General features: G+C 59.2%; 18 protein-coding genes. 14 read left to right on the forward strand and 4 right to left on the reverse strand.

Annotation, left to right across the window (positions count from 1 at the left end; all coding sequences use genetic code 11):
* Positions 1 to 14: 14 nt before the first annotated feature.
* Entirely contained in the window at positions 15 to 803 is a 789-nt protein-coding gene (locus tag KJY40_RS09365) for an MlaA family lipoprotein (protein WP_230736340.1), read from the reverse strand.
* Positions 796 to 2,094 (reverse strand): serine/threonine protein kinase, encoded by a 1,299-nt coding sequence (locus KJY40_RS09370; RefSeq protein ID WP_230736342.1) that lies wholly within the window; start codon positions 2,092 to 2,094, stop codon positions 796 to 798. Before KJY40_RS09370 ends, KJY40_RS09365 begins: the two co-directional genes overlap by 8 nt.
* Positions 2,095 to 2,317: 223 nt before the next feature.
* Here KJY40_RS09370 and KJY40_RS09375 point away from each other — a divergent pair, with 223 nt between their 5' ends.
* Entirely contained in the window at positions 2,318 to 2,686 is a 369-nt protein-coding gene (locus KJY40_RS09375; protein ID WP_230736343.1) for a hypothetical protein, read from the forward strand.
* A gap of 121 nt (positions 2,687 to 2,807) precedes the next feature.
* Here the strand turns inward: KJY40_RS09375 and KJY40_RS09380 are convergent, their stop codons facing one another.
* Positions 2,808 to 4,403, reverse strand: a complete 1,596-nt coding sequence (locus KJY40_RS09380; RefSeq protein WP_230736345.1) for a glycoside hydrolase family 17 protein — start codon at positions 4,401 to 4,403, stop codon at positions 2,808 to 2,810.
* Positions 4,404 to 4,690: 287 nt separating this feature from the next.
* Here KJY40_RS09380 and KJY40_RS09385 point away from each other — a divergent pair, with 287 nt between their 5' ends.
* From KJY40_RS09385 to KJY40_RS09395, 3 genes are all read left to right on the forward strand, one after another.
* The gene (locus tag KJY40_RS09385; protein WP_007959306.1) at positions 4,691 to 5,542 is read left to right on the forward strand and encodes a glycine betaine ABC transporter substrate-binding protein; all 852 of its coding nucleotides are present in this window, start codon (positions 4,691 to 4,693) and stop codon (positions 5,540 to 5,542) included.
* Positions 5,543 to 5,772: 230 nt separating this feature from the next.
* A complete protein-coding gene (locus tag KJY40_RS09390; RefSeq protein WP_085682951.1) occupies positions 5,773 to 6,084 on the forward strand; it encodes a DUF485 domain-containing protein in 312 nt (103 codons plus the stop codon).
* Positions 6,081 to 7,739, forward strand: coding sequence for a cation acetate symporter (locus tag KJY40_RS09395; protein ID WP_230736347.1), 1,659 nt, complete (start codon positions 6,081 to 6,083; stop codon positions 7,737 to 7,739). Before KJY40_RS09390 ends, KJY40_RS09395 begins: the two co-directional genes overlap by 4 nt.
* Before the next feature lie 544 nt (positions 7,740 to 8,283).
* Here the strand turns inward: KJY40_RS09395 and gltA are convergent.
* The gene (gene gltA / locus KJY40_RS09400; protein WP_007959044.1) at positions 8,284 to 9,573 is read right to left on the reverse strand and encodes a citrate synthase; all 1,290 of its coding nucleotides are present in this window, start codon (positions 9,571 to 9,573) and stop codon (positions 8,284 to 8,286) included.
* Between the two features lie 364 nt (positions 9,574 to 9,937).
* Between gltA and sdhC the strand changes: the two genes are divergently transcribed.
* The 10 genes from sdhC to brnQ all read left to right on the forward strand — a co-directional run bounded on the left by sdhC (position 9,938) and on the right by brnQ (position 22,943).
* Complete coding sequence (gene sdhC, locus KJY40_RS09405) at positions 9,938 to 10,312, forward strand: succinate dehydrogenase, cytochrome b556 subunit (RefSeq protein WP_011333113.1); 375 nt, start codon at positions 9,938 to 9,940, stop codon at positions 10,310 to 10,312.
* On the forward strand, positions 10,306 to 10,674 hold the full coding sequence (gene sdhD / locus KJY40_RS09410; RefSeq protein ID WP_007959040.1) for a succinate dehydrogenase, hydrophobic membrane anchor protein: 369 nt from the start codon (positions 10,306 to 10,308) through the stop codon (positions 10,672 to 10,674). The genes sdhC and sdhD overlap by 7 nt, the downstream gene beginning before the upstream one ends.
* 3 nt (positions 10,675 to 10,677) lie before the next feature.
* Positions 10,678 to 12,450, forward strand: a complete 1,773-nt coding sequence (gene sdhA / locus KJY40_RS09415) for a succinate dehydrogenase flavoprotein subunit (RefSeq protein WP_011333114.1) — start codon at positions 10,678 to 10,680, stop codon at positions 12,448 to 12,450.
* Between the two features lie 11 nt (positions 12,451 to 12,461).
* Positions 12,462 to 13,166, forward strand: coding sequence for a succinate dehydrogenase iron-sulfur subunit (locus tag KJY40_RS09420; protein ID WP_007959035.1), 705 nt, complete (start codon positions 12,462 to 12,464; stop codon positions 13,164 to 13,166).
* A gap of 253 nt (positions 13,167 to 13,419) precedes the next feature.
* The gene (locus KJY40_RS09425) at positions 13,420 to 16,251 is read left to right on the forward strand and encodes a 2-oxoglutarate dehydrogenase E1 component (RefSeq protein WP_011333115.1); all 2,832 of its coding nucleotides are present in this window, start codon (positions 13,420 to 13,422) and stop codon (positions 16,249 to 16,251) included.
* A gap of 42 nt (positions 16,252 to 16,293) precedes the next feature.
* Positions 16,294 to 17,514: a 2-oxoglutarate dehydrogenase complex dihydrolipoyllysine-residue succinyltransferase gene (gene odhB / locus KJY40_RS09430; RefSeq protein WP_007959031.1), complete on the forward strand. Its 1,221-nt coding sequence runs from the start codon at positions 16,294 to 16,296 to the stop codon at positions 17,512 to 17,514.
* A 97-nt stretch (positions 17,515 to 17,611) separates the two neighbouring features.
* A complete protein-coding gene (gene lpdA, locus KJY40_RS09435; protein ID WP_011333117.1) occupies positions 17,612 to 19,048 on the forward strand; it encodes a dihydrolipoyl dehydrogenase in 1,437 nt (478 codons plus the stop codon).
* A 201-nt stretch (positions 19,049 to 19,249) separates the two neighbouring features.
* Complete coding sequence (gene sucC, locus KJY40_RS09440; RefSeq protein ID WP_007959029.1) at positions 19,250 to 20,416, forward strand: ADP-forming succinate--CoA ligase subunit beta; 1,167 nt, start codon at positions 19,250 to 19,252, stop codon at positions 20,414 to 20,416.
* Positions 20,416 to 21,300, forward strand: coding sequence for a succinate--CoA ligase subunit alpha (gene sucD, locus KJY40_RS09445; protein ID WP_011333119.1), 885 nt, complete (start codon positions 20,416 to 20,418; stop codon positions 21,298 to 21,300). Before sucC ends, sucD begins: the two co-directional genes overlap by 1 nt.
* A 329-nt stretch (positions 21,301 to 21,629) precedes the next feature.
* A complete protein-coding gene (brnQ, locus tag KJY40_RS09450) occupies positions 21,630 to 22,943 on the forward strand; it encodes a branched-chain amino acid transport system II carrier protein (protein ID WP_230736349.1) in 1,314 nt (437 codons plus the stop codon).
* Positions 22,944 to 23,063 lie beyond the last annotated feature (120 nt).

A 23,063-nucleotide genomic window follows, 5' to 3' on the forward strand; every position in this document is an offset into this window, starting at 1 on the left:
TGTGGCCGGCGTTTTTACTCGGCGATCTGCAACTTGCGCGACTCGGTGTAGACGTAGCGCACCTTCTCGTACTCGAACGGTGAGTTCAGCTGACCGTAGCGGAAGCTGGTCTGGTAGCGCTTGTCGACGCCACGCAGTACCCAGACTTCCGGGTGGTTGGAGCTGACTTCCGAGACGTTGAGGAAGTTGATTGCGGATTCGGCGGTGTAGTCCACGGCCAGGCCTGCGGTATCGCGCAGGTTCGACGGGCCGAGGATTGGCAGTACGAAGTAAGCGCCGCCCGGTACGCCGTAGAAGCCCAGGGTCTGGCCGAAGTCTTCGTTCTGACGCGGCAGGCCTATGGCTGTGGCCGGATCCCAGAGCCCGGCGATGCCGATGGTGGTGTTGAGCAGCAGGCGCGCGGTGGTTTCCATCGAGCGCTTGCCCTTGAACTGCAACAGGCTGTTGACCAGGTTCGGCACGTCGCCAATGTTGTTGAAGAAGTTGCTCACGCCGGTGCGCACGAAGCTCGGGGTGATGTAGCGATAGCCATCGACCACCGGCAGGAACACCCATTGGTCGAAGCGGTAGTTGAAGTGGTAGACGCGGCGGTTCCACTCTTCCAGCGGGTCGTAGACGTTCAGCGCGCTGAGGGTCGAGCGCTCGAACTCGCGCTGATCCAGCCCCGGGTTGAACTTGAGTTTGGACAGCGGCTCCTTGAAGCCGTCGCTGTCGATGACCACCGGTGCATTGGCTTTGCTGTTGTCGGCCTGGGCCATACCTGCACTGAGGAGCGCTGCAATCAGCAGGAGATATTTAGCCACGGAAGAACTCCAGCATGGCGTCGCTGTTGACGCGGTAGTTAAGGTTGCCGCAATGGCCGCCCAGCGGGTAAACGGTCAGGCGATCACCGAAGGTCTTGCGCAGGAAACCGAGGTCGCCCGGGCCGAGGATCACGTCGTCGGCGTTGTGCATGACGGCGATTTTCGGGCTGTCGTGCAGGTAATCCTTCAATGCGTACAGGCTCACCTGATCGATCAATTGCAGCAGGCTGCCGCCGTCGGTGCGGGCGCGCCACATCGGGATCACCTGTTCGGTGAGATAGCAGTCGAAGTCGCATTGCAGCGCACGCTTGAGGAACGGCGTGAGGCTGGTGCCTTCGGTGATCGGGAATTTCGGCGGGGTGATCAGGCCGCGGCGGTTGATCAGGTCCGAAGTGAACGCGATATCCGCCGCCGAGAAGCGGAACGAAGTGCCGATCAGCATCGCCATCTGCTCGTTGCTCAGGTGCTGCTTGGACTGCTGGAAGTCGTAGAGCAGTGCATCGTTGAGGTCGATGTAACCCTTCTGCTGGAAGTAGCGGGTCAGTTTGTTCAACACCAACTCATAAAACGTGGTGCTGTTGTTGATGCCCTTGACCTCGGTCTGCACCAGCTTGTCGAGGTTGGTGATCGAGGTGTAGAGGTTGACCGGCGGATTCAGCAGCAGGACTTTCTTGAAGTTGAAGCTGCGGCGGGTTTCATCCAGATGGGCGACGAACGCTGCGTCCAGTGCGCCGAGGCTGTAGCCGCTGAGGTAATAGTCGGTGACCGGCAGTTTCGGGTTCTGCGCCCGTACGGCCTGCATCACCCGGTACATGTCTTCGGCGTCCTCCTTGGTCACGCCGGGGGTGGCGAAACGCGAGGCGGCGCTCATGAAGTCGAAGCTGGTCGGCGATGACAGCTGCACGACATGGTAGCCGGCCTTGTAATAAAGCTTCTTCAGGTATTCGTTGAGCGTGCTGTCGTAGCGCGCGCCGGTGCCGGCGATCAGGAAGATCAGCGGTGCGGCCTTGTCCTGGGTAGCGATGCGGTAGGTGAGTTTTTTCACCGGCCAGAAATTGTCCGGCAGGATGAATTCGCGCTCGGGGCGCAGAGTGACGCTGCGATCGGTCTGATCGATGTCGTCGTCCAGTGGCAGTTCAGGGCGCAAGTCCGGTGGCGTGGTGGCGATGGTCGCCTCGAACGGGTTGGTCAGGGGATAGCCATAGCTGGCGGCGTCGATATCCACCGCCAGCGCGGACGCACTCAGAATAAGGCCGCCAAACAGGGCGGCGAAGCGCAAGGAACGGAGCATGACTAGATCCCTTAGAGGAAGGTGCCGAATGAGGTTCGCAGGCTATGACCACCGGGTTTGCGCCAAAGTGCCATGCCACGGCACCAAACTGACGGAATTCGGGGTAATAGTAGCCGGACGATACACTTTGCACGGAATGAATGACCAGTTAAGAGTTGTTAGCCCTTGCGTATGCGCGGCGGCAGATTAAGCTGGCCGCCGATTTCATCGATTGGAGTGTTTCATGTCCCGCCGCTTGCCCGTGATTCTGCTGCTCGTTCTGTTGCCGTTGTGGCTGGCCGCCAGTTATGGCACGCGTTATGGCTTCATGGAGGACGCGCAGTGGGTGGGCATCTGCGTGGATGAGGCGAGCCGTTGGGAATGCTCGGTGCGCTCGAACCTGGGCCTGATGATTCATTTCCAGGTGCTGGGCTGGGCGGCGGTCGCGGCTGCGGTGATCGGTTTTGTCGTGCCGGGACGGGCAGGGTGGTGGCTGGCGGTGCTGGCGCTGGTATTCGGGTTGCCGGCGCTGGCGCTGTACAACACGACGCTGGCGGTGTTTGCGGTGGTGATTGCCGGGTTGCGGCTGGTTCGGGAATCCCGCGGCGTCTGACAGTCAGCCATCGCTGGCAAGCCAGCTCCCACATTTGATCCATGTAGACACAGAACCTGTGGCAGAGGGAATCCTGTGGGAGCTGGCTTGCCAGCGAAGAGGCCGGTTCAGCCTCTGAAGATCAGCCTTTGCGAACCCGCAGGCAGCGCCACAGCGCGGCCACCATCAACACGCTGACCAGCGCCCAGCCCCACGCCTGCTGATTCTGCAGTCCTTCACGGAACAGCTGCGGCGCAATGCCGGCGCCGATGATGAAGGTCAGCAGGGCGATCTCCCGCCGGGCCACGCGCACCGGGCGGCACAGGTAAACCAGTGCCGGCAGAATGAATGCCACGCTCGGAAAGCTGCGATAGCGTGGATCGAACACCAGCTCCAGCATCATCACCGCAGCAGCGAAACCGGCTGCCGCGACCAGCCAGCCGGCCCGTCGCTCGAAAGCGTTGAACGCCCGTTCACGCCAGCCATTGCGGGCGCTCAAGGTCAGCGCGGCCTGGGCCAGCACCAACAGATTCAGAGTCGTCAGCAACCCGACCCACAGCCATTCGCTGGCAAACCGCGTGGTCACCCGGGCCAGATCACCCCAGGCGCCGATCGAACAGGCGGCGAGGGCGCCGAGCAGCGGCAGGATCAGTGCCGAGCGCGTCGTACGTACCCGGCCGCCCAGCAGCAATGTTCCGAGGAAAATCAGCCCGCCGACCGCCAGCCACTGCGACCAGAACGGCACGTTCGACACCGGCCCGGCCAGTACGCCCTTGTCCTGGCGATCGGCATCGAACAGCCCCCAGTAACCGCCGACCGCGCCTTCGCTGCCGCGCTTCCACGGCTGGTCGAACGCTTCGATCAGGTTGTAACGCCAGCCTTCCTGTTCGGCGAGGGTGACAAAACCACGAATGAACTTGGCCTCGTTGACCCGGCTCGGCAGGGCGGTCTCACGCTGGCGGCCTTCACTCGGCCAGCCGGTTTCGCCAATCATCACGTCCTTGGGGGCGAACTTGTTGCCGAACACCTGACGCACTTGCGCCACATGATGCAGCGCGGCGTCGATGTTCGACGGATCGTCTTCCCAATACGGCAGCAAGTGAATGGTCAGGAAATCCACCGCCGGCGCGACTTCTGGGTGCTTGAGCCAGAACTCCCAGACATCGGCGTAGGTCACCGGCTGCTTGATGTGGCTCTTGACCTTGTTGATCAGCTTCACCAGCTGGGTCGCGGTAACCTCTTTGCGCAGCAAGGCCTCGTTGCCGACAATTACCGCGCTGACCACATCCGGGTTGGCGTTGGCCGAGGCGATCAACAAGTCGACTTCCTTCTCGGTGTCCACCGGATTGCTGTTGACCCACGCGCCGATCATCAACTTCAAGCCGTGCTTGCGCGCCAGATCCGGCAGCGCTTCGAGGCCGGTCATCGAGTAGGTGCGGATGCATTCGAAGCGGGTGGCGAGCAGGGCGAGGTCGGCGTCCATGCGTTCCGGGCGCAGTTTGAACGGCACGTCGAACGGCGACTGGTCTTTGTCGAACGGGGTGTAGGAGGCGCATTGCAGCTTGTGGGTCGGGGTGGCGACGTCCGGCAGGATCACCGGTTTGCCGAGGCCGTACCAGAAGCCGCACAGGGCAAACAGCCCGAGCAGGCAGGCGAACACATAAGGAAGAAAGGGGAAGCGGGAAGTCGCGGACATGGTCAGGCCGAGTGGCTGCAAAGCGACGCATGTTACCTGCATTTATAAGCAGGTTGGTGGCCCGCACGATTTTGACATGCAAAGTTCGGGCGGATTGTCTGGCGCCAAATATCCGGACGCAGTTAATGGCTTTCTGATGTCGTTTCTCGTTGCCTTGAGGTCGCTGACAGAGCAGGTCGCTGTGTGCGTCAGGTTGATGATCGGACTCATCAGTACTCCGCTGATGTTAGAACGAGTTTGCGGTCAGGCGTGATGGGGGCGCTGTGCACCATAACAATACGTTGACGATGCCCGGCATCCGTCGGGCGCAGCATTTCGGGGAAGTAACGATGAAGATGCGACGACTTTTAGGCGCAGGTGCCGCTCTGGTGCTTGCGATGGGCTCCACACTCGCCAGTGCTGAAACCAAGACCCTGAACATCGGTTACGTTGACGGCTGGTCCGACAGCGTCGCGACCACCCACGTGGCGGCCGAAGTGATCAAGCAGAAACTCGGCTACGACGTGAAACTGCAAGCCGTCGCCACCGGCATCATGTGGCAGGGCGTTGCCACCGGCAAACTCGACGCCATGCTCTCGGCCTGGCTGCCAGTGACCCACGGCGAATACTGGACCAAGAACAAGGATCAGGTCGTCGATTACGGCCCGAATTTCAAGGACGCGAAAATCGGTCTGATCGTGCCGGAGTACGTCAAGGCCAAGACCATCGAAGACCTGAAAACCGACGATTCCTTCAAGAAGCGCATCGTCGGCATCGACGCCGGTTCAGGCGTGATGCTCAAGACCGATCAGGCGATCAAGGATTACGACCTGACCGGCTATCAACTCAAGGCCAGTTCCGGCGCCGGCATGATTGCCGAGCTGACCCGCGCCGAGAAGAAAAACGAATCCATCGCCGTCACCGGCTGGGTGCCGCACTGGATGTTCGCCAAGTGGAAACTGCGCTTCCTCGACGACCCGAAAGGCGTGTATGGCGCAGCTGAAACCGTGAACAGCATCGGCAGCAAGGAACTGGCGACCAAGGCGCCGGAAGTGGCCAAGTTCCTGAAGAACTTCCAGTGGGCTTCGAAAGACGAAATCGGCGAAGTCATGCTGGCGATTCAGGACGGTGCAAAACCTGACGCAGCGGCCAAGGATTGGGTTGCCAAACACCCTGAGCGTGTTGCCGACTGGACCAAGTGATTTAAGCCGAAGCGTCTAATCTGCGCTTCCCAGGGCCGCCCGACATGACAGTCGGGCGGCCTTTTTTGTTTGCCCTCTATTAATAGACAGCGTTGGCCGTTTTCGGCGGGTCTGGAAATTGGCAAAAACGTCATGGCGTTCTACTACTAAGGTCGTCTGGAACCCGGCTCGCAGCCGCATACAGTGGATATGTTCCAAAAATAAAAATCTGTGCTGCGAGGATAAAAACAATGAACGACAGCATTTACCTCTCGATTCAGAACAGCCCGCGCTTCAAGGAGCTGGTCAAGAAAAGAGAAAGGTTCGCCTGGATACTCTCGGCGATCATGCTCGGGCTCTACTCCGGCTTCATCCTTCTGATCGCGTACGGGCCGCAAGTGCTCGGGACGAAAATCAGTGCCGAATCATCCATCACCTGGGGCATCCCGATCGGTGTCGGACTGATTGTCTCGGCCTTCATCCTCACCGGCATCTACGTGCGCCGCGCCAATGGCGAGTTCGACGACCTGAACAACGCGATTCTCAAGGAGGCTCAGCAATGATCCGGCGTCTACTGGCTCTTTTGAGCATCGCAGCGTTCGCTCCGGCCGTCTGGGCCGCTGACGCCCTGAGCGGCGAAGTCCACAAACAACCACTCAACGCTTCTGCGATCGTCATGTTCGTGGCGTTCGTTGGCGCGACCCTGTGCATCACTTACTGGGCGTCCAAGCGCAACAACTCGGCCGCCGACTACTATGCGGCGGGCGGCAAGATCACCGGTTTCCAGAACGGTCTGGCGATTGCCGGTGACTACATGTCGGCGGCGTCCTTCCTGGGGATTTCCGCGCTGGTGTTCACCTCCGGCTACGACGGCCTGATCTACTCGATCGGCTTCCTGGTGGGCTGGCCGATCATTCTGTTCCTGATCGCCGAGCGTCTGCGCAACCTGGGTAAATACACCTTTGCCGACGTGGCGTCCTACCGCCTCGGGCAAACCCAGATCCGCACCCTGTCTGCCTGCGGTTCGCTGGTGGTGGTGGCGTTCTACCTGATCGCGCAAATGGTCGGTGCCGGCAAGCTGATCCAGCTGCTGTTTGGTCTCGACTACCACGTTGCGGTGATTCTGGTCGGTATCCTGATGTGCCTGTACGTGCTGTTCGGCGGCATGCTGGCGACCACCTGGGTACAGATCATCAAGGCTGTCCTGTTGCTGTCCGGTGCTTCGTTCATGGCGCTGATGGTGATGAAACACGTCAACTTCGACTTCAACACCCTGTTCTCCGAAGCCATCAAGGTTCACGCCAAGGGCGAAGCGATCATGAGCCCGGGCGGTCTGGTGAAAGATCCGATCTCGGCGTTCTCCCTGGGTCTGGCGCTGATGTTCGGTACCGCCGGCCTGCCGCACATCCTGATGCGCTTCTTCACCGTAAGCGACGCGAAAGAAGCCCGTAAGAGCGTACTGTACGCGACCGGTTTCATTGGCTACTTCTACATCCTGACCTTCATCATCGGCTTCGGCGCGATCCTGCTGGTCAGCACCAATCCGGCCTTCAAAGATGCGGCGGGCGCTCTGCTCGGCGGCAACAACATGGCGGCGGTGCACCTGGCCAACGCCGTGGGCGGCAGCGTGTTCCTCGGCTTCATCTCGGCGGTGGCGTTCGCGACCATTCTGGCGGTAGTGGCCGGTCTGACCCTGGCCGGTGCTTCGGCGGTGTCTCACGACCTGTACGCCAGCGTGATCAAGAAGGGCAAGGCCAACGAAAAGGATGAGATCCGCGTTTCGAAGATCACCACCATCGCACTGGGCGTTCTGGCCATCGGCCTAGGCATCCTGTTCGAAAGCCAGAACATCGCGTTCATGGTCGGCCTGGCGTTCTCCATCGCGGCGAGCTGCAACTTCCCGGTGCTGCTGCTTTCGATGTACTGGAAGAAGCTGACCACCCGCGGCGCCATGATTGGCGGCTGGCTGGGTCTGGCGAGTGCGGTGGGGCTGATGATTCTTGGCCCGACCATCTGGGTGCAGATTCTGCATCATGAGAAGGCGATCTTCCCTTACGAGTATCCTGCGTTGTTCTCGATGATCATTGCGTTCATCGGCATCTGGTTCTTCTCCGTTACCGACAAGTCGGCGGCGGCAGAGAACGAGCGGGCGCTGTTCTTCCCGCAGTTTGTGCGTTCGCAGACTGGGTTGGGGGCTAGTGGGGCGGTTTCGCACTGAGGCTTTCAGGTTGAATATGTAGGTCGAGTTGGATGGAAATGCCCTGGTCGAGAGATTGGGGCATTTTTTTTGTGGGCGGTTATCGGACTTTCTTTGGGTGGTTTTGGTTTGTGTGTATATCCGTTGCTGCGGTAACGGCTTCTTAGGGTTCCGCCCTTACGGCGGGTCACTTTGGCAAACGCCGGAATGCCGGCCCAGCCCAAAGTAACCAAAGGTCCTTTTGCCCTGACGTACGGCCCTCGCTGTGGCTCGGGTTCCTTCGCTCCGGGATTGATCCGGGGGCATCGTAGCGAGGGAACACTGAGCCTAAGCGAAGTGCTGTACGCCGGGGCAAAAGCCTTTTGGTTCCTTTTTGGCGTTTGAAAAAGGGACTCGCTGTAAGAGCGAAACCGCCAGCGGCAGCACCCGAGGCAACGGATATACACCCAATCAACAAAAAAACAGTCGGCCCAAAGGCCACTGAGATGCCCAAAACGAAAAACGGCCCCCATTCACATGGAGGCCGTTCCCGGTAAAACGCTAAGACGCTATCGCAAGACAGCTCTTATTTGCGGTCTTCCAGCTTGGTGATATCCCGCGACTCGTAACCCGTGTAAAGCTGGCGCGGACGGCCAATCTTGTACGGGCTGGAGAGCATTTCCTTCCAGTGCGAAATCCAGCCGACAGTACGTGCCAGGGCGAAAATCACAGTGAACATGCTGGTCGGAATGCCGATCGCCTTGAGGATGATCCCCGAGTAGAAGTCGACGTTCGGGTACAGCGAGCGCTCGATGAAGTACGGGTCGGTCAGGGCGATCTCTTCCAGGCGCATGGCCAGTTCGAGTTGCGGATCGTTCTGGATGCCCAGTTCCTTCAACACTTCGTCGCAGGTCTGCTTCATTACAGTCGCGCGAGGGTCGCGGTTCTTGTAGACGCGGTGACCGAAGCCCATCAGCTTGAACGGATCGTTCTTGTCCTTGGCCTTGGCGATGAACTTGTCGATGTTCGAAACATCGCCGATTTCATCGAGCATGGTCAGCACGGCTTCGTTCGCACCGCCGTGGGCTGGGCCCCACAGTGCGGCGATGCCGGCGGCGATACAGGCGAACGGGTTGGCACCCGAAGAGCCCGCCAGACGCACGGTGGAGGTCGAAGCGTTCTGCTCGTGGTCGGCGTGGAGGATGAAGATCCGGTCCATGGCCTTGGCGAGTACCGGGCTGATCGGTTTGATCTCGCACGGGGTGTTGAACATCATGTGCAGGAAGTTTTCCGCGTACGACAGGTCGTTGCGCGGGTACATCATGGGTTGGCCCATGGAGTACTTGTAAACCATCGCGGCCAGGGTCGGCATCTTGGCAACCAGGCGGATCGCGGAGATTTCGCGATGCTGCGGGTTATTGATGTCGAGGGAGTCGTGGTAGAAGGCCGAGAGGGCGCCGACTACACCACACATGACGGCCATCGGGTGGGCGTCACGGCGGAAGCCGTTGAAGAAGGTTTTCAGCTGCTCGTGAACCATGGTGTGGTTCTTCACGGTGCCGACGAACTGGGCCTTTTGCTCTGCAGTCGGCAGTTCGCCGTTCAGCAGCAGGTAGCAGGTTTCCAGGTAGTCCGACTTTTCAGCCAGCTGTTCGATCGGGTAGCCGCGGTGCAGCAGGATGCCGTTGTCACCGTCGATATAGGTGATCTTCGATTCGCAGGAAGCGGTCGACATGAAACCGGGGTCGAAAGTGAAGCGGCCCGTGGCCGTCAGGCCCCGAACATCGATAACATCGGGACCAACGGTGCCGGTTAAAATGGGCAGCTCGACGGGGGCTGCGCCCTCGATGATCAACTGCGCTTTTTTGTCAGCCATGTGGCCTCCTATTTATGCTTGAAATCATCAGACAGACCCCCCACGCAGGGCCCGCACCACTATAGTGAGATAAATTCGAATGTCAATTTGCCTAAAGTCTTGCTCCAGAAGGCTTTAACCGTACTTTTTCCTCGAAATTGCCTGCCATTTACGCCTTTTATACGACTTGTGCAATCCGCTATTGGGGGTAGGCGATTGCGTTGTCATTAGTAGCCTAACTGTCTATACTCGGCGACCGACCGCCAAGGGCTTTTGGGCTTGCTTTCATTGGGGGTCGCATCCCTGGGTGGTGGTTACCTGACCAGTGCACTCCCCAACAACTTTGCCCTGATTGTTAGGGGCTCTTCAGTGTGAAAAAAAAGCCGTGAAAAGCCAACGACCTGTAAACCTAGACCTAAGGACCATCAAACTCCCCATCACCGGCGTTACGTCGTTTCTTCACCGTGTTTCCGGCATCATCCTCTTCCTGGGACTTGGCATCATGCTTTATGCATTGGGCAAATCCCTGGGTTCCGAGGAAGGTTATGTCGAGGTGAAGGCATGCTTGACCAGCCCGCTGGCCAAGTTCGTAGCATGGGGCCTCCTGTCCGCTCTTCTGTATCACCTGGTTGCCGGTGTGCGCCACTTGATCATGGACATGGGCATCGGTGAGACGCTGGAAGGCGGCCGCCTGGGCTCGAAACTGATCATCGCCGTTTCCGTGGTGCTGATCGTTCTGGCAGGAGTTTGGATATGGTAACCAGCGTTACAAACCTTTCGCGTTCGGGCCTCTATGACTGGATGGCACAGCGTGTGTCTGCGGTCGTTCTCGCGGCTTATTTCATCTTCCTGATCGGCTACCTCGTCGCGAACCCGGGCATTGGCTACGACCAATGGCACGGCCTGTTCGCCCACAACGGAATGCGTATCTTCAGTCTGCTGGCACTGGTTGCCCTGGGCGCTCACGCCTGGGTCGGCATGTGGACCATCGCGACCGACTACCTGACGCCAATGGCGCTGGGCAAGTCCGCGACTGCAGTACGTTTCCTTTTCCAGGCAGTATGCGGCGTCGCGATGTTCGCTTACTTCGTCTGGGGTGTGCAGATTCTCTGGGGTATCTGATTCATGGCTAACATTCCAACGATTTCTTTCGACGCCATCATTATTGGTGGCGGCGGTGCCGGCATGCGCGCGGCGCTGCAACTGGCACAGGGCGGTCACAAGACTGCCGTGATCACCAAGGTTTTTCCGACCCGTTCGCACACTGTGTCCGCACAGGGCGGGATCACCTGCGCCATCGCTTCGGCCGACCCGAACGATGACTGGCGCTGGCACATGTACGATACCGTCAAGGGTTCCGACTACATCGGTGACCAGGACGCTATCGAATACATGTGTCAGGAAGGCCCGGCTGCCGTTTTCGAGCTGGACCACATGGGTCTGCCGTTCTCGCGTACCGAGCAAGGCCGTATCTACCAGCGTCCGTTCGGCGGTCAGTCGAAGGATTACGGTAAAGGCGGGCAGGCTGCCCGTACCTGCGCCGCTTCCGACCGCACCGGTCACGCGTTGCTGCACACCCTCTATCAGGGCAACCTGAAAGCCGGTACCACGTTCCTGAACGAGTACTACGCTGTCGACCTGGTGAAAAACCAGGAAGGCGAATTCGTCGGTGTGATCGCGATCTGCATCGAAACCGGCGAAACCACCTACATCCGCGCCAAAGCCACCGTACTGGCTACCGGCGGTGCAGGTCGTATCTACGCATCCACCACCAACGCCCTGATCAACACCGGTGACGGCGTCGGCATGGCTCTGCGTGCTGGCGTGCCGGTACAAGACATTGAAATGTGGCAGTTCCACCCGACCGGTATCGCCGGCGCCGGTGTACTGGTTACCGAAGGTTGCCGTGGTGAAGGTGGTTACCTGATCAACAAGCACGGCGAGCGTTTCATGGAGCGTTATGCTCCGAACGCCAAAGACCTTGCCGGTCGTGACGTGGTTGCCCGTTCGATGGTTAAGGAAATCATCGCCGGCAACGGTTGCGGTCCGAATGGCGACCACGTAATGCTCAAACTCGACCACCTGGGCGAGGAAGTGTTGCACAGCCGTCTGCCAGGCATCTGCGAACTGTCGAAGACTTTCGCACACGTTGACCCGGTGGTTGCTCCGGTTCCGGTTGTTCCGACTTGCCACTACATGATGGGCGGCGTTGCCACCAACATTCATGGCCAGGCGATCACCCAAGACGCCGAAGGCGTGGATCAGATCATTCCTGGTCTGTTCGCGGTAGGTGAAGTGGCTTGCGTATCGGTTCACGGTGCCAACCGTCTGGGCGGCAACTCGCTGCTCGACCTGGTGGTATTCGGCCGCGCTGCCGGCCTGCACCTGGAGAAGGCGCTGACCGACGGCATCGAATACGACGACGCTACCGAAGCCGACATCGAAGCTGCCCTGGCGCGTCTGAATGCCCTGAACAACCGTACCGACGGCGAAGACGTCGCTACCCTGCGTCGCGAGCTGCAAAGCTGCATGCAGAACTACTTCGGTGTATTCCGTACTGGCGAATACATGCAGAAGGGTATTGCCCAGCTGGCAGATCTGCGCAAGCGCATCGCGAACGTGAAGATCAACGACAAGTCGCAGGCGTTCAACACTGCACGTATCGAAGCGCTGGAACTGCAAAACCTGCTGGAAGTGGCTGAAGCTACCGCCATCGCTGCCGAAGTACGTAAAGAGTCCCGCGGTGCTCACGCCCGTGAAGACTTCGAAGACCGTGACGACGAAAACTGGCTGTGCCACACCCTGTACTTCCCGGGTGAGAAACGCGTTGCCAAGCGTGCCGTGAACTTCTCGCCGAAGACTGTTCCGACTTTCGAACCTAAAGTCCGGACTTATTAAGGGTGACCGCCATGTTGCAAGTCAGTGTTTATCGTTACAACCCTGATCAGGACGCTGCGCCGTTCATGCAGGAATTCCAGGTTGATACCGGTGGTAAAGACCTGATGGTGCTGGACGTGCTGGCCCTGATCAAAGAGCAGGACGAAGGTTTCTCCTATCGTCGCTCCTGCCGTGAAGGCGTCTGCGGCTCCGACGGCATGAACATCAACGGCAAGAACGGCCTGGCGTGCATCACGCCGCTGTCCGCTGTCGTAAAAGGTAACAAGCTGATCGTTCGTCCGCTGCCAGGTTTGCCGGTTATCCGTGACCTGGTTGTCGATATGAGCATCTTCTACAAGCAATACGAGAAGGTTAAGCCATTCTTGCAGAACGACACGCCGGCTCCGGCCATCGAGCGTCTGCAGTCCCCTGAAGAGCGTGAAAAGCTCGACGGTCTGTACGAGTGCATTCTGTGCGCCTGCTGCTCGACCTCTTGCCCGTCCTTCTGGTGGAACCCGGACAAGTTCCTGGGTCCAGCTGCCCTGCTGCAAGCGTACCGCTTCCTGGCAGACAGCCGTGATACCAAGACGTCCGAGCGTCTGGCGTCCCTCGATGACCCGTTCAGCGTCTTCCGCTGCCGGGGCATCATGAACTGCGTCAACGTATGTCCGAAAGGCCTGAACCCGACTAAGGCCATCGGTCACATCCGTAACATGCTGCTTTCGAGCGGCGTGTGATTCAGCTGCTGTAACCGCTGTACCCGTAGAGGGCTTAGGCGCGGGCTTCAACCCGCGCCATGGCTATAACCAGAGCAGCAGCCATAAGCTGCGGCTCTTATTTTGAAGAAATGAGACAAGCAGGGGCATCCGGGCTGGTACCCGGACTATCAGTGTGATCCTAAGTGGCTTGTTTTGGTCGCTGCATTCGGACTTCTGCAAGCTTGCTCGGTGTCGACACCGATGGTGTTCCCCTAACCGAGGGTGACCAAGCATGCAAGAAAGCGTGATGCAGCGCATGTGGAACAGCGCCTACCTTTCAGGTGGAAACGCTGCCTATGTGGAAGAGCTCTACGAGCTCTACCTGCACGACCCTAACGCTGTGCCAGAAGAGTGGCGCACCTACTTTCAGAAGCTGCCTGCCGACGGCAGCTCTGCCACAGATGTTTCGCACTCCACAATTCGCGATCATTTCGTGCTGCTGGCAAAGAACCAGCGCCGCGCCCAACCGGTTTCCGCCGGCAGCGTGAGCAGTGAGCACGAGAAGAAGCAAGTTGAAGTGCTGCGATTGATCCAGGCCTACCGTATGCGTGGCCACCAGGCAGCCCAGCTTGACCCGCTGGGGCTGTGGCAGCGTCCTGCACCTGCAGACCTGTCGATCAATCACTACGGCTTGACCAATGCCGATCTTGATACGACCTTCCGTGCCGGCGACCTGTTCATCGGCAAAGAGGAAGCGAGCCTACGCGAAATTCACGAAGCGTTGCAGCAGACATATTGCCGCACCATCGGCGCTGAATTTACGCACATCACCGATTCCGAGCAGCGCCAGTGGTTCCAGCAGCGTCTGGAAAGCGTGCGTGGCCGTCCGGAATATTCCGCGGACATCAAGAGCCACCTGCTCGAGCGCGTAACTGCCGGTGAAGGCCTGGAAAAATACCTGGGCACCAAATACCCGGGCACCAAGCGTTTCGGTCTGGAAGGCGGCGAAAGCCTGATTCCGATGCTCGACGAACTGATCCAGCGTTCCGGTTCCTACGGCACCAAGGAAGTCGTCATCGGCATGGCCCACCGTGGCCGTCTGAACGTACTGGTCAACACCTTCGGCAAGAACCCGCGCGAGCTGTTCGACGAGTTCGAAGGCAAGAAGAAGGTCGAGCTGGGTTCCGGTGACGTTAAATACCACCAGGGCTTCTCGTCCAACGTAATGACCACCGGCGGTGAAGTTCACCTGGCCATGGCGTTCAACCCGTCCCACCTGGAAATCGTTTCCCCGGTGGTCGAGGGTTCGGTTCGCGCCCGTCAGGATCGTCGCAACGACCCTACCGGTGAGAAGGTTCTGCCGATCTCCATCCACGGTGACGCGGCATTCGCCGGTCAAGGCGTGGTGATGGAAACCTTCCAGATGTCGCAGACCCGCGGTTTCAAGACCGGCGGTACCGTGCACATCGTGATCAACAACCAGGTCGGTTTCACCATCAGCAACCCGCTGGACTCGCGTTCCACCGAGTACGCGACCGACGTTGCGAAAATGATCCAGGCGCCGATCCTCCATGTGAATGGTGATGATCCGGAAGCCGTATTGTTCGTGACCCAGCTGGCCATCGACTACCGCATGCAGTTCAAGCGTGACGTGGTGATCGATCTGGTCTGCTACCGTCGTCGCGGCCACAACGAGGCCGACGAGCCAAGCGGCACCCAGCCTCTGATGTATCAGCAGATCACCAAGCAGCGCACCACCCGTGAGCTGTACGCTGATCGTCTGACCCAGGCCGGTGTGCTGGATGCCGAGCGTGTTCAGGCGAAAGTCGACGAATACCGCAACGCGCTGGACAACGGTCTGCATGTAGTGAAATCGCTGGTCAAAGAGCCGAACAAAGAGCTGTTCGTGGACTGGCGTCCGTATCTGGGCCACGCCTGGACTGCGCGTCACGACACTCGTTTCGACCTCAAGACCCTGCAGGAACTGTCCGCCAAGCTGCTGGAAATTCCGGAAGGCTTCGTGGTTCAGCGTCAGGTCGCGAAGATCTACGAAGACCGTCAGAAGATGCAAGCCGGCGGCCTGCCGATCAACTGGGGTTACGCCGAAACCATGGCGTACGCGACCCTGGCGTTCGAAGGTCACCCGATCCGCATGACCGGTCAGGACATCGGCCGCGGTACGTTCTCGCACCGTCACGCTGTGCTGCACAACCAGAAAGATGCCGGTACCTACATCCCGCTCAAGCATCTGTATGAAGGTCAGCCACGCTTCGACCTGTACGACTCGTTCCTGTCGGAAGAAGCCGTACTGGCGTTCGAATACGGTTACTCGACCACCACGCCAAACGCGCTGGTGATCTGGGAAGCCCAGTTCGGCGACTTCGCCAACGGTGCACAGGTCGTTATCGACCAGTTCATCACCAGCGGCGAGCACAAGTGGGGCCGTCTCTGCGGTCTGACCATGTTGCTGCCACACGGCTACGAAGGTCAGGGCCCTGAGCACAGCTCGGCGCGTCTTGAGCGTTACCTGCAGCTGTGCGCCGAGCACAACATTCAGGTGTGCATGCCGACCACCCCGGCCCAGATCTACCACTTGCTGCGCCGTCAGGTGATTCGCCCGCTGCGCAAGCCATTGGTCGTTCTGACTCCAAAGTCGCTGCTGCGCCACAAACTGGCCATCTCGACCCTGGAAGATCTGGCCGAAGGTTCGTTCCAGACCGTTATCCCGGAAATCGATGCACTGGACCCGAAAAAGGTCGAGCGCGTTGTTCTGTGCAGCGGCAAGGTCTACTACGACCTGCTGGAAAAACGTCGTGCCGAAGGCCGCGAAGATATTGCCATCGTGCGTATCGAGCAGCTGTACCCGTTCCCTGAGGACGACTTGAAAGAAGTCCTGGCTCCTTACACCAACGCCAAAGCGGCTGTCTGGTGCCAGGAAGAGCCGATGAACCAGGGCGCCTGGTACTGCAGTCAGCACCACCTGCGTCGCAGCATCAGCAACCTCAACAAGTCTCTCGTACTCGAGTACGCGGGCCGTGAGGCTTCTGCTGCACCAGCATGTGGTTACGCATCGATGCACGCCGAGCAGCAGGAACAACTGCTGCAAGACGCGTTTACCGTTTAACGCCTTCGCGCACCTGAAACCGAATTTAAGGAACCACAGATAATGGCTATCGAGATCAAAGCCCCCACTTTCCCGGAATCGGTTGCCGATGGCACCGTTGCCACCTGGCACAAACAACCGGGCGACGCCGTCAAGCGTGACGAACTGATCGTCGACATCGAAACCGACAAAGTCGTACTGGAAGTGCTGGCTACCGCCGACGGCGTGCTGGGCGCAATCGTCAAGGGTGAGGGCGAAACCGTCCTGTCCGACGAAGTCCTGGGCTCCATCGTTGAAGGCGGCGCTGCTGCCGCCGCTCCGGCTGCCGCTGCTGCTCCGGCCGCTGCTGCCGCTGCTCCAGCCGCCGACGGCGAGGACGACCCGATCGCAGCTCCTGCCGCGCGCAAGCTGGCTGAAGAGAACGGCATCAACATCGCTTCCGTTGCCGGCACCGGCAAAGGCGGTCGCGTGACCAAGGAAGACGTGGTTGCAGCCGTTGCTGCCAAGAAAGCCGCTCCGGCTGCCGCGCCTGCCAAGGCTGCTGCTCCGGCCGCCGCCGCTCCTGTGTTCGCCGCTGGCGACCGCATCGAGAAGCGCGTTCCGATGACCCGCGTTCGTGCCACCGTTGCCAAGCGTCTGGTTGAAGCTCAATCGAACATGGCGATGCTGACCACTTTCAACGAAGTCGACATGACCGAAGTCATGGCCCTGCGTTCGAAGTACAAGGATCTGTTCGAGAAGTCCCACAACGGCGTACGCCTGGGCTTCATGTCGTTCTTCGTGAAGGCTGCCACCGAAGCGCTGAAACGCTTCCCGGCGGTCAACGCTTCGATCGACGGCAACGACATCGTTTACCACGGTTATGCCGACATCGGCGTCGCTGTTTCCAGCGACCGTGGCCTGGTGGTTCCGGTTCTGCGTAACGCCGAGCACATGAGCCTGGCTGAAATCGAAGGCGGCATCGCCACCTTCGGCAAGAAGGCCCGTGACGGCAAACTGTCGATGGACGAAATGACCGGCGGTACTTTCACCATCACCAACGGTGGTACCTTCGGTTCGATGATGTCGACCCCGATCGTCAACCCGCCGCAGGCAGCGATTCTGGGCATGCACAACATCATCCAGCGTCCGATGGCCATCAACGGTCAGGTCGTGATCCGTCCGATGATGTACCTGGCACTGTCCTACGATCACCGTCTGATCGATGGCAAAGAAGCTGTAACCTTCCTGGTGACCATCAAGAACCTGCTGGAAGATCCGGCTCGTCTGTTGCTGGATATCTGATAGAAGCAGTCACGCGCTGCAAGCTTCAAGCTGCGGGAAAACGCAGCCTGGCTTGCAGCGCGCGGCTTGAAGCTTTTCGCTAAAGAGGATTTTTTGAATGTCGCAGAAATTTGACGTAGTAGTGATCGGTGCGGGCCCTGGCGGCTACGTGGCAGCTATCAAGGCCGCGCAACTCGGCCTGAGCACTGCCTGCATCGAGAAGTACACCGATGCTGAAGGCAAGCAAGCCCTGGGCGGCACCTGCCTGAACGTAGGCTGCATTCCTTCCAAGGCGCTGCTGGACAGCTCCTGGAAATACAAGGAAGCGAAAGAAAGCTTCAACGTCCACGGTATCTCGACCGGCGAAGTCAAAATGGACGTCGCTGCGATGGTTGGCCGCAAGGCTGGCATCGTCAAGAACCTGACCGGCGGTGTTGCCACCCTGTTCAAGGCCAACGGCGTTACTTCGATCCAGGGCCACGGCAAACTGCTGGCCGGCAAGAAAGTCGAAGTCACCAAGCCGGACGGCTCGGTTGAAGTCATCGAAGCCGAAAACGTCATTCTGGCTCCAGGCTCGCGTCCGATCGACATTCCACCGGCTCCGGTCGATCAGAAAGTCATCGTCGATTCGACCGGCGCTCTGGAATTCCAATCCGTACCTAAGCGTCTGGGCGTGATCGGCGCTGGCGTGATCGGTCTGGAGCTGGGTTCGGTCTGGTCGCGTCTGGGTGCAGAAGTGACTGTCCTGGAAGCCTTGGACACCTTCCTGATGGCGGCGGACACCGCGGTTTCCAAGGAAGCGCTGAAAACCCTGACCAAACAGGGTCTGGACATCAAACTGGGCGCTCGCGTAACCGGCTCGAAAGTGAACGGCGACGAAGTCGTTGTGAACTACACCGACGCCAACGGCGAACAGACCATCACTTTCGACAAGCTGATCGTAGCCGTTGGTCGCCGTCCGGTGACCACTGATCTGCTGGCTGCCGACAGCGGCGTGACCCTGGACGAGCGCGGTTTCGTGCACGTTGACGATCACTGCGCCACCACCGTACCGGGCGTTTACGCCATCGGTGACGTGGTTCGCGGCATGATGCTGGCTCACAAGGCCTCGGAAGAGGGCATCATGGTTGTCGAGCGCATCAAGGGCCACAAGGCCCAGATGAACTATGATCTGATCCCTTCGGTTATTTATACTCACCCGGAAATCGCATGGGTCGGTAAAACCGAGCAGGCCTTGAAAGCTGAAGGCGTTGAAGTTAACGTCGGCACCTTCCCGTTCGCAGCATCCGGCCGTGCCATGGCCGCCAACGATACCGGTGGTTTCGTCAAGGTCATCGCCGATGCCAAGACTGACCGCGTATTGGGCGTGCACGTGATTGGCCCGAGCGCTGCAGAACTGGTTCAGCAGGGCGCGATCGGTATGGAATTCGGCACCAGCGCTGAAGACCTGGGCATGATGGTTTTCTCCCATCCGACCCTGTCTGAAGCCTTGCACGAAGCAGCTTTGGCAGTGAATGGCGGCGCCATCCACATTGCCAACCGCAAGAAGCGTTAAGACACACAATAAGAAACCACGGCGGTACGGCCCGTCGTGAGCCTTGCGTGCAAGACTCACCGCGGAATGTCCGCTGGACGCAGCCTTGCGTAGCTGCACCGGGTATCCGGAAAGGCTACGCAAGCAGCAGTCACAGGTGGCGCGGCACTCATAAAGAGCGCAGCGCCGAATGCGCAGTACCTAACGAAGACGGTAAAAAGCATGAATCTTCACGAGTATCAGGGTAAGCAGCTGTTCGCTGAATACGGCCTGCCAGTTTCCACTGGTTTCGCAGTAGACACCCCGGAAGCAGCAGCAGAAGCTTGCGACAAAATCGGCGGCAACGAGTGGGTTGTCAAAGCCCAGGTTCACGCCGGTGGTCGCGGTAAAGCGGGCGGCGTCAAGCTGGTTCGCAGCAAAGAAGACGCCAAAGCCTTCGCACAGCAGTGGCTGGGCAAGCGTCTGGTGACTTACCAGACTGACGCCAACGGCCAGCCAGTCACCAAGATCCTGGTTGAATCGTGCACTGATATCGCTAAAGAGCTGTACCTGGGCGCTGTCGTTGACCGTTCGAGCCGTCGCATCGTGTTCATGGCTTCCACCGAAGGTGGCGTGGACATCGAGAAAATCGCTCACGACACTCCAGAAAAAATTCTGAAAGCCACTATCGATCCACTGGTTGGCGCTCAGCCATTCCAGGGTCGCGAGCTGGCATTCCAGCTGGGTCTGGAAGGCAAGCAGGTTGCTCAGTTCGCCAAGATCTTCGTAGGTCTGGCCAAGCTGTTCAAGGATCACGACCTGGCTCTGCTGGAAGTGAACCCGCTGGTGATCAAGGCTGACGGCGATCTGCACTGCCTGGACGCCAAGATCAACATCGACGCCAACGCAATGTACCGTCAGCCTAAGCTGAAGACTTTCCACGATCCGTCGCAGGACGATCCGCGCGAAGCGCACGCTGCCAAGTTCGAACTGAACTACGTAGCGCTGGAAGGCAACATCGGCTGCATGGTGAACGGTGCCGGCCTGGCCATGGGTACCATGGACATCGTCAACCTGCACGGCGGCAAGCCAGCCAACTTCCTCGACGTAGGTGGTGGTGCTACCAAAGAACGCGTAACCGAAGCTTTCAAAATCATTCTGTCCGACAGCAATGTCGCTGCAGTACTGGTTAACATCTTCGGCGGCATCGTTCGTTGCGACATGATTGCCGAAGGCATCATCGGTGCGGTGAAAGAAGTCGGCGTGAAAATCCCGGTTGTTGTTCGTCTTGAAGGCAACAACGCTGAACTGGGCGCTAAAGTACTGGCAGAAAGCGGTTTGAACATCATCGCTGCTACCAGCCTGACCGACGCTGCTCAACAAGTCGTTAAAGCTGCGGAGGGCAAGTAATGAGCGTCCTGATCAATAAAGACACCAAAGTAATCTGCCAGGGCTTCACCGGTGCGCAGGGTACTTTCCACTCCGAACAAGCCATTGCCTACGGCACCAAAATGGTTGGCGGCGTGACCCCAGGCAAAGGTGGCACCACTCACCTGAACCTGCCTGTGTTCAACACCGTGAAAGAAGCTGTAGAAGCCACTGGCGCCACCGCCAGCGTGATCTACGTTCCGGCTCCTTTCTGCAAGGACTCGATCCTGGAAGCAGCTTTCGGCGGCATCAAGCTGATCGTCTGCATCACCGAAGGCATTCCTACCCTGGACATGCTGGACGCCAAGGTCAAGTGCGACGAGCTGGGTGTTACCCTGATCGGCCCTAACTGCCCAGGCGTGATCACCCCAGGCGAATGCAAGATCGGCATCATGCCAGGTCACATTCACTTGCCAGGCAAGGTCGGTATCGTTTCCCGTTCCGGCACCCTGACCTACGAAGCTGTGAAGCAGACTACTGACGCCGGTTTCGGTCAGTCGACTTGCGTCGGCATCGGTGGTGACCCGATCCCGGGTTCGAACTTCATCGACATCCTGAAGCTGTTCCAGGAAGACCCGAAGACCGAAGCGATCGTCATGATCGGCGAGATCGGCGGTTCGGCTGAAGAAGAAGCGGCTGCTTACATCAAAGCCAACGTGACCAAGCCGGTTGTTTCCTACATCGCTGGTGTGACTGCTCCTCCGGGCAAGCGCATGGGCCATGCTGGCGCAATCATCTCCGGCGGCAAAGGCACTGCAGACGAGAAATTCGCTGCTCTGCAAGACGCAGGCGTGAAAACCGTGCGTTCGCTGGCAGACATCGGCAAGGCCCTGGCCGAGCTGACTGGCTGGGAAGTGAAGAAGTAAGCTTCGGCTGACTTTTTAGCTCCAGCAACAAAGGCCACCTTCGGGTGGCCTTTGTCGTTTCTGATGATCGGTTTGACGATGGCGATTTATAGGCACTTGCCCAATTACATGCAAAAACGCGACACAGACACGTCGCGTATCGGATAGTTCGCCCTCAAACAGTGCGTTTGTCAGGCAAATTCGTTAGGCTAGCAGCCATTTTTGCGTCTGCCGCCCACAAGGCATGCAACGCGCTAAACGGGTCAGTCTTATACGGATTGACAGCATTTCCCTAACCCCACAGGGAAATCCCCCTCTAAATTCCGATTCAGTAGTGTGGTATTTCCTTAATGAAAGTTTTGAAAGGTCAGGACATCCTGGCACTTGGTTTTATGACATTCGCCCTGTTCGTCGGGGCCGGCAACATCATCTTCCCGCCTATCGTCGGTTTGCAGTCCGGGCCCAACGTCTGGATGGCGGCGCTGGGCTTCCTGATCACGGCGGTCGGTCTGCCGGTGGTCACCGTGGTCGCATTGGCCAAGGTCGGTGGTGCCATGGACGCTCTGAGCAGCCCGATCGGCAAGATCGCCGGCGTCGTGCTGGCAGCGGCCTGCTACCTGGCCGTCGGCCCGCTGTTCGCCACCCCGCGTACCGCGACCGTTTCCTTTGAAGTGGGTCTGGCGCCGTTGACCGGCGAGAGCCCCCTGGCACTGTTCCTCTACAGTTCGGTGTACTTCCTGCTGGTGTTCTTCATTTCGCTCTACCCTGGGCGTCTGCTGGACACCGTCGGTCGCTTCCTTGCACCCCTGAAGATCATCGCCCTGGCCGTGCTCGGCATCGCCGCATTCGCACTGCCGGCCGGTGACATCGGCGTGGCCACTCCGGAATACGTTGCGGCACCGTTCTCTCAAGGGTTCATCAATGGTTACCTGACCATGGATACCCTCGGCGCGCTGGTGTTCGGCATCGTCATCGTCAACGCGATCCGCTCCCGTGGCGTAGAGTCGCCGGCGCTGATCACCCGTTACGCGATCATCGCCGGGCTGATTGCCGGTGTCGGTCTGGCGCTGGTGTATGTCAGCCTGTTCCGACTGGGTTCCGGCAGCCATGAAGTGGCTGCGGGCGCGACCAACGGCGCGGCGGTACTGCATGCCTACGTGCAACACACCTTCGGTTCGCTGGGCAGTGGCTTCCTCGCAGTGCTGATCTCCCTGGCGTGCCTGGTGACTGCGGTTGGTCTGACCTGCGCCTGTGCCGAATACTTCAGCCGCATACTGCCGCTGTCGTACAAGACCCTGGTGATCATCCTGGCGGCGTTCTCGCTGCTGGTGTCCAACCTGGGTCTGACCAAGCTGATCGCGTTTTCGATACCGGTACTGACCGCAATCTACCCGCCGTGCATCGTGCTGGTGGCCCTGAGCTTCTGCGCTGCGTTCTGGCATGAGCAGAGCCGCATCATGGGCCCGGTGATGCTGGTGTCGTTCGTGTTCGGCACCATCGATGCGTTAAAAGGTGCTGGCCTGGCTGACTGGATGCCATCGCAACTGGCCCACCTGCCGCTGAGCGAGCAAGGTCTGGCGTGGCTGGTGCCGTGCGTGATGACCCTGGTGGTTGCTGTGGTTTGCGACCGCCTGCTGGGCAAGCGCGCCGAAGCACTCGCCTAAGATTGCCGGGCCGCCACAAGCGGCTGCCGAGCGATTAGACAGAAATGCCCCGTATCAATCGATGCGGGGCATTTTTTATGGGCTTCAGGCAGTGTCTTTTTCCCTTGACTAACGTCGAAG

It is taken from the genome of Pseudomonas fitomaticsae, from assembly GCF_021018765.1.
GTDB classification, from domain to species: domain Bacteria; phylum Pseudomonadota; class Gammaproteobacteria; order Pseudomonadales; family Pseudomonadaceae; genus Aquipseudomonas; species Aquipseudomonas fitomaticsae.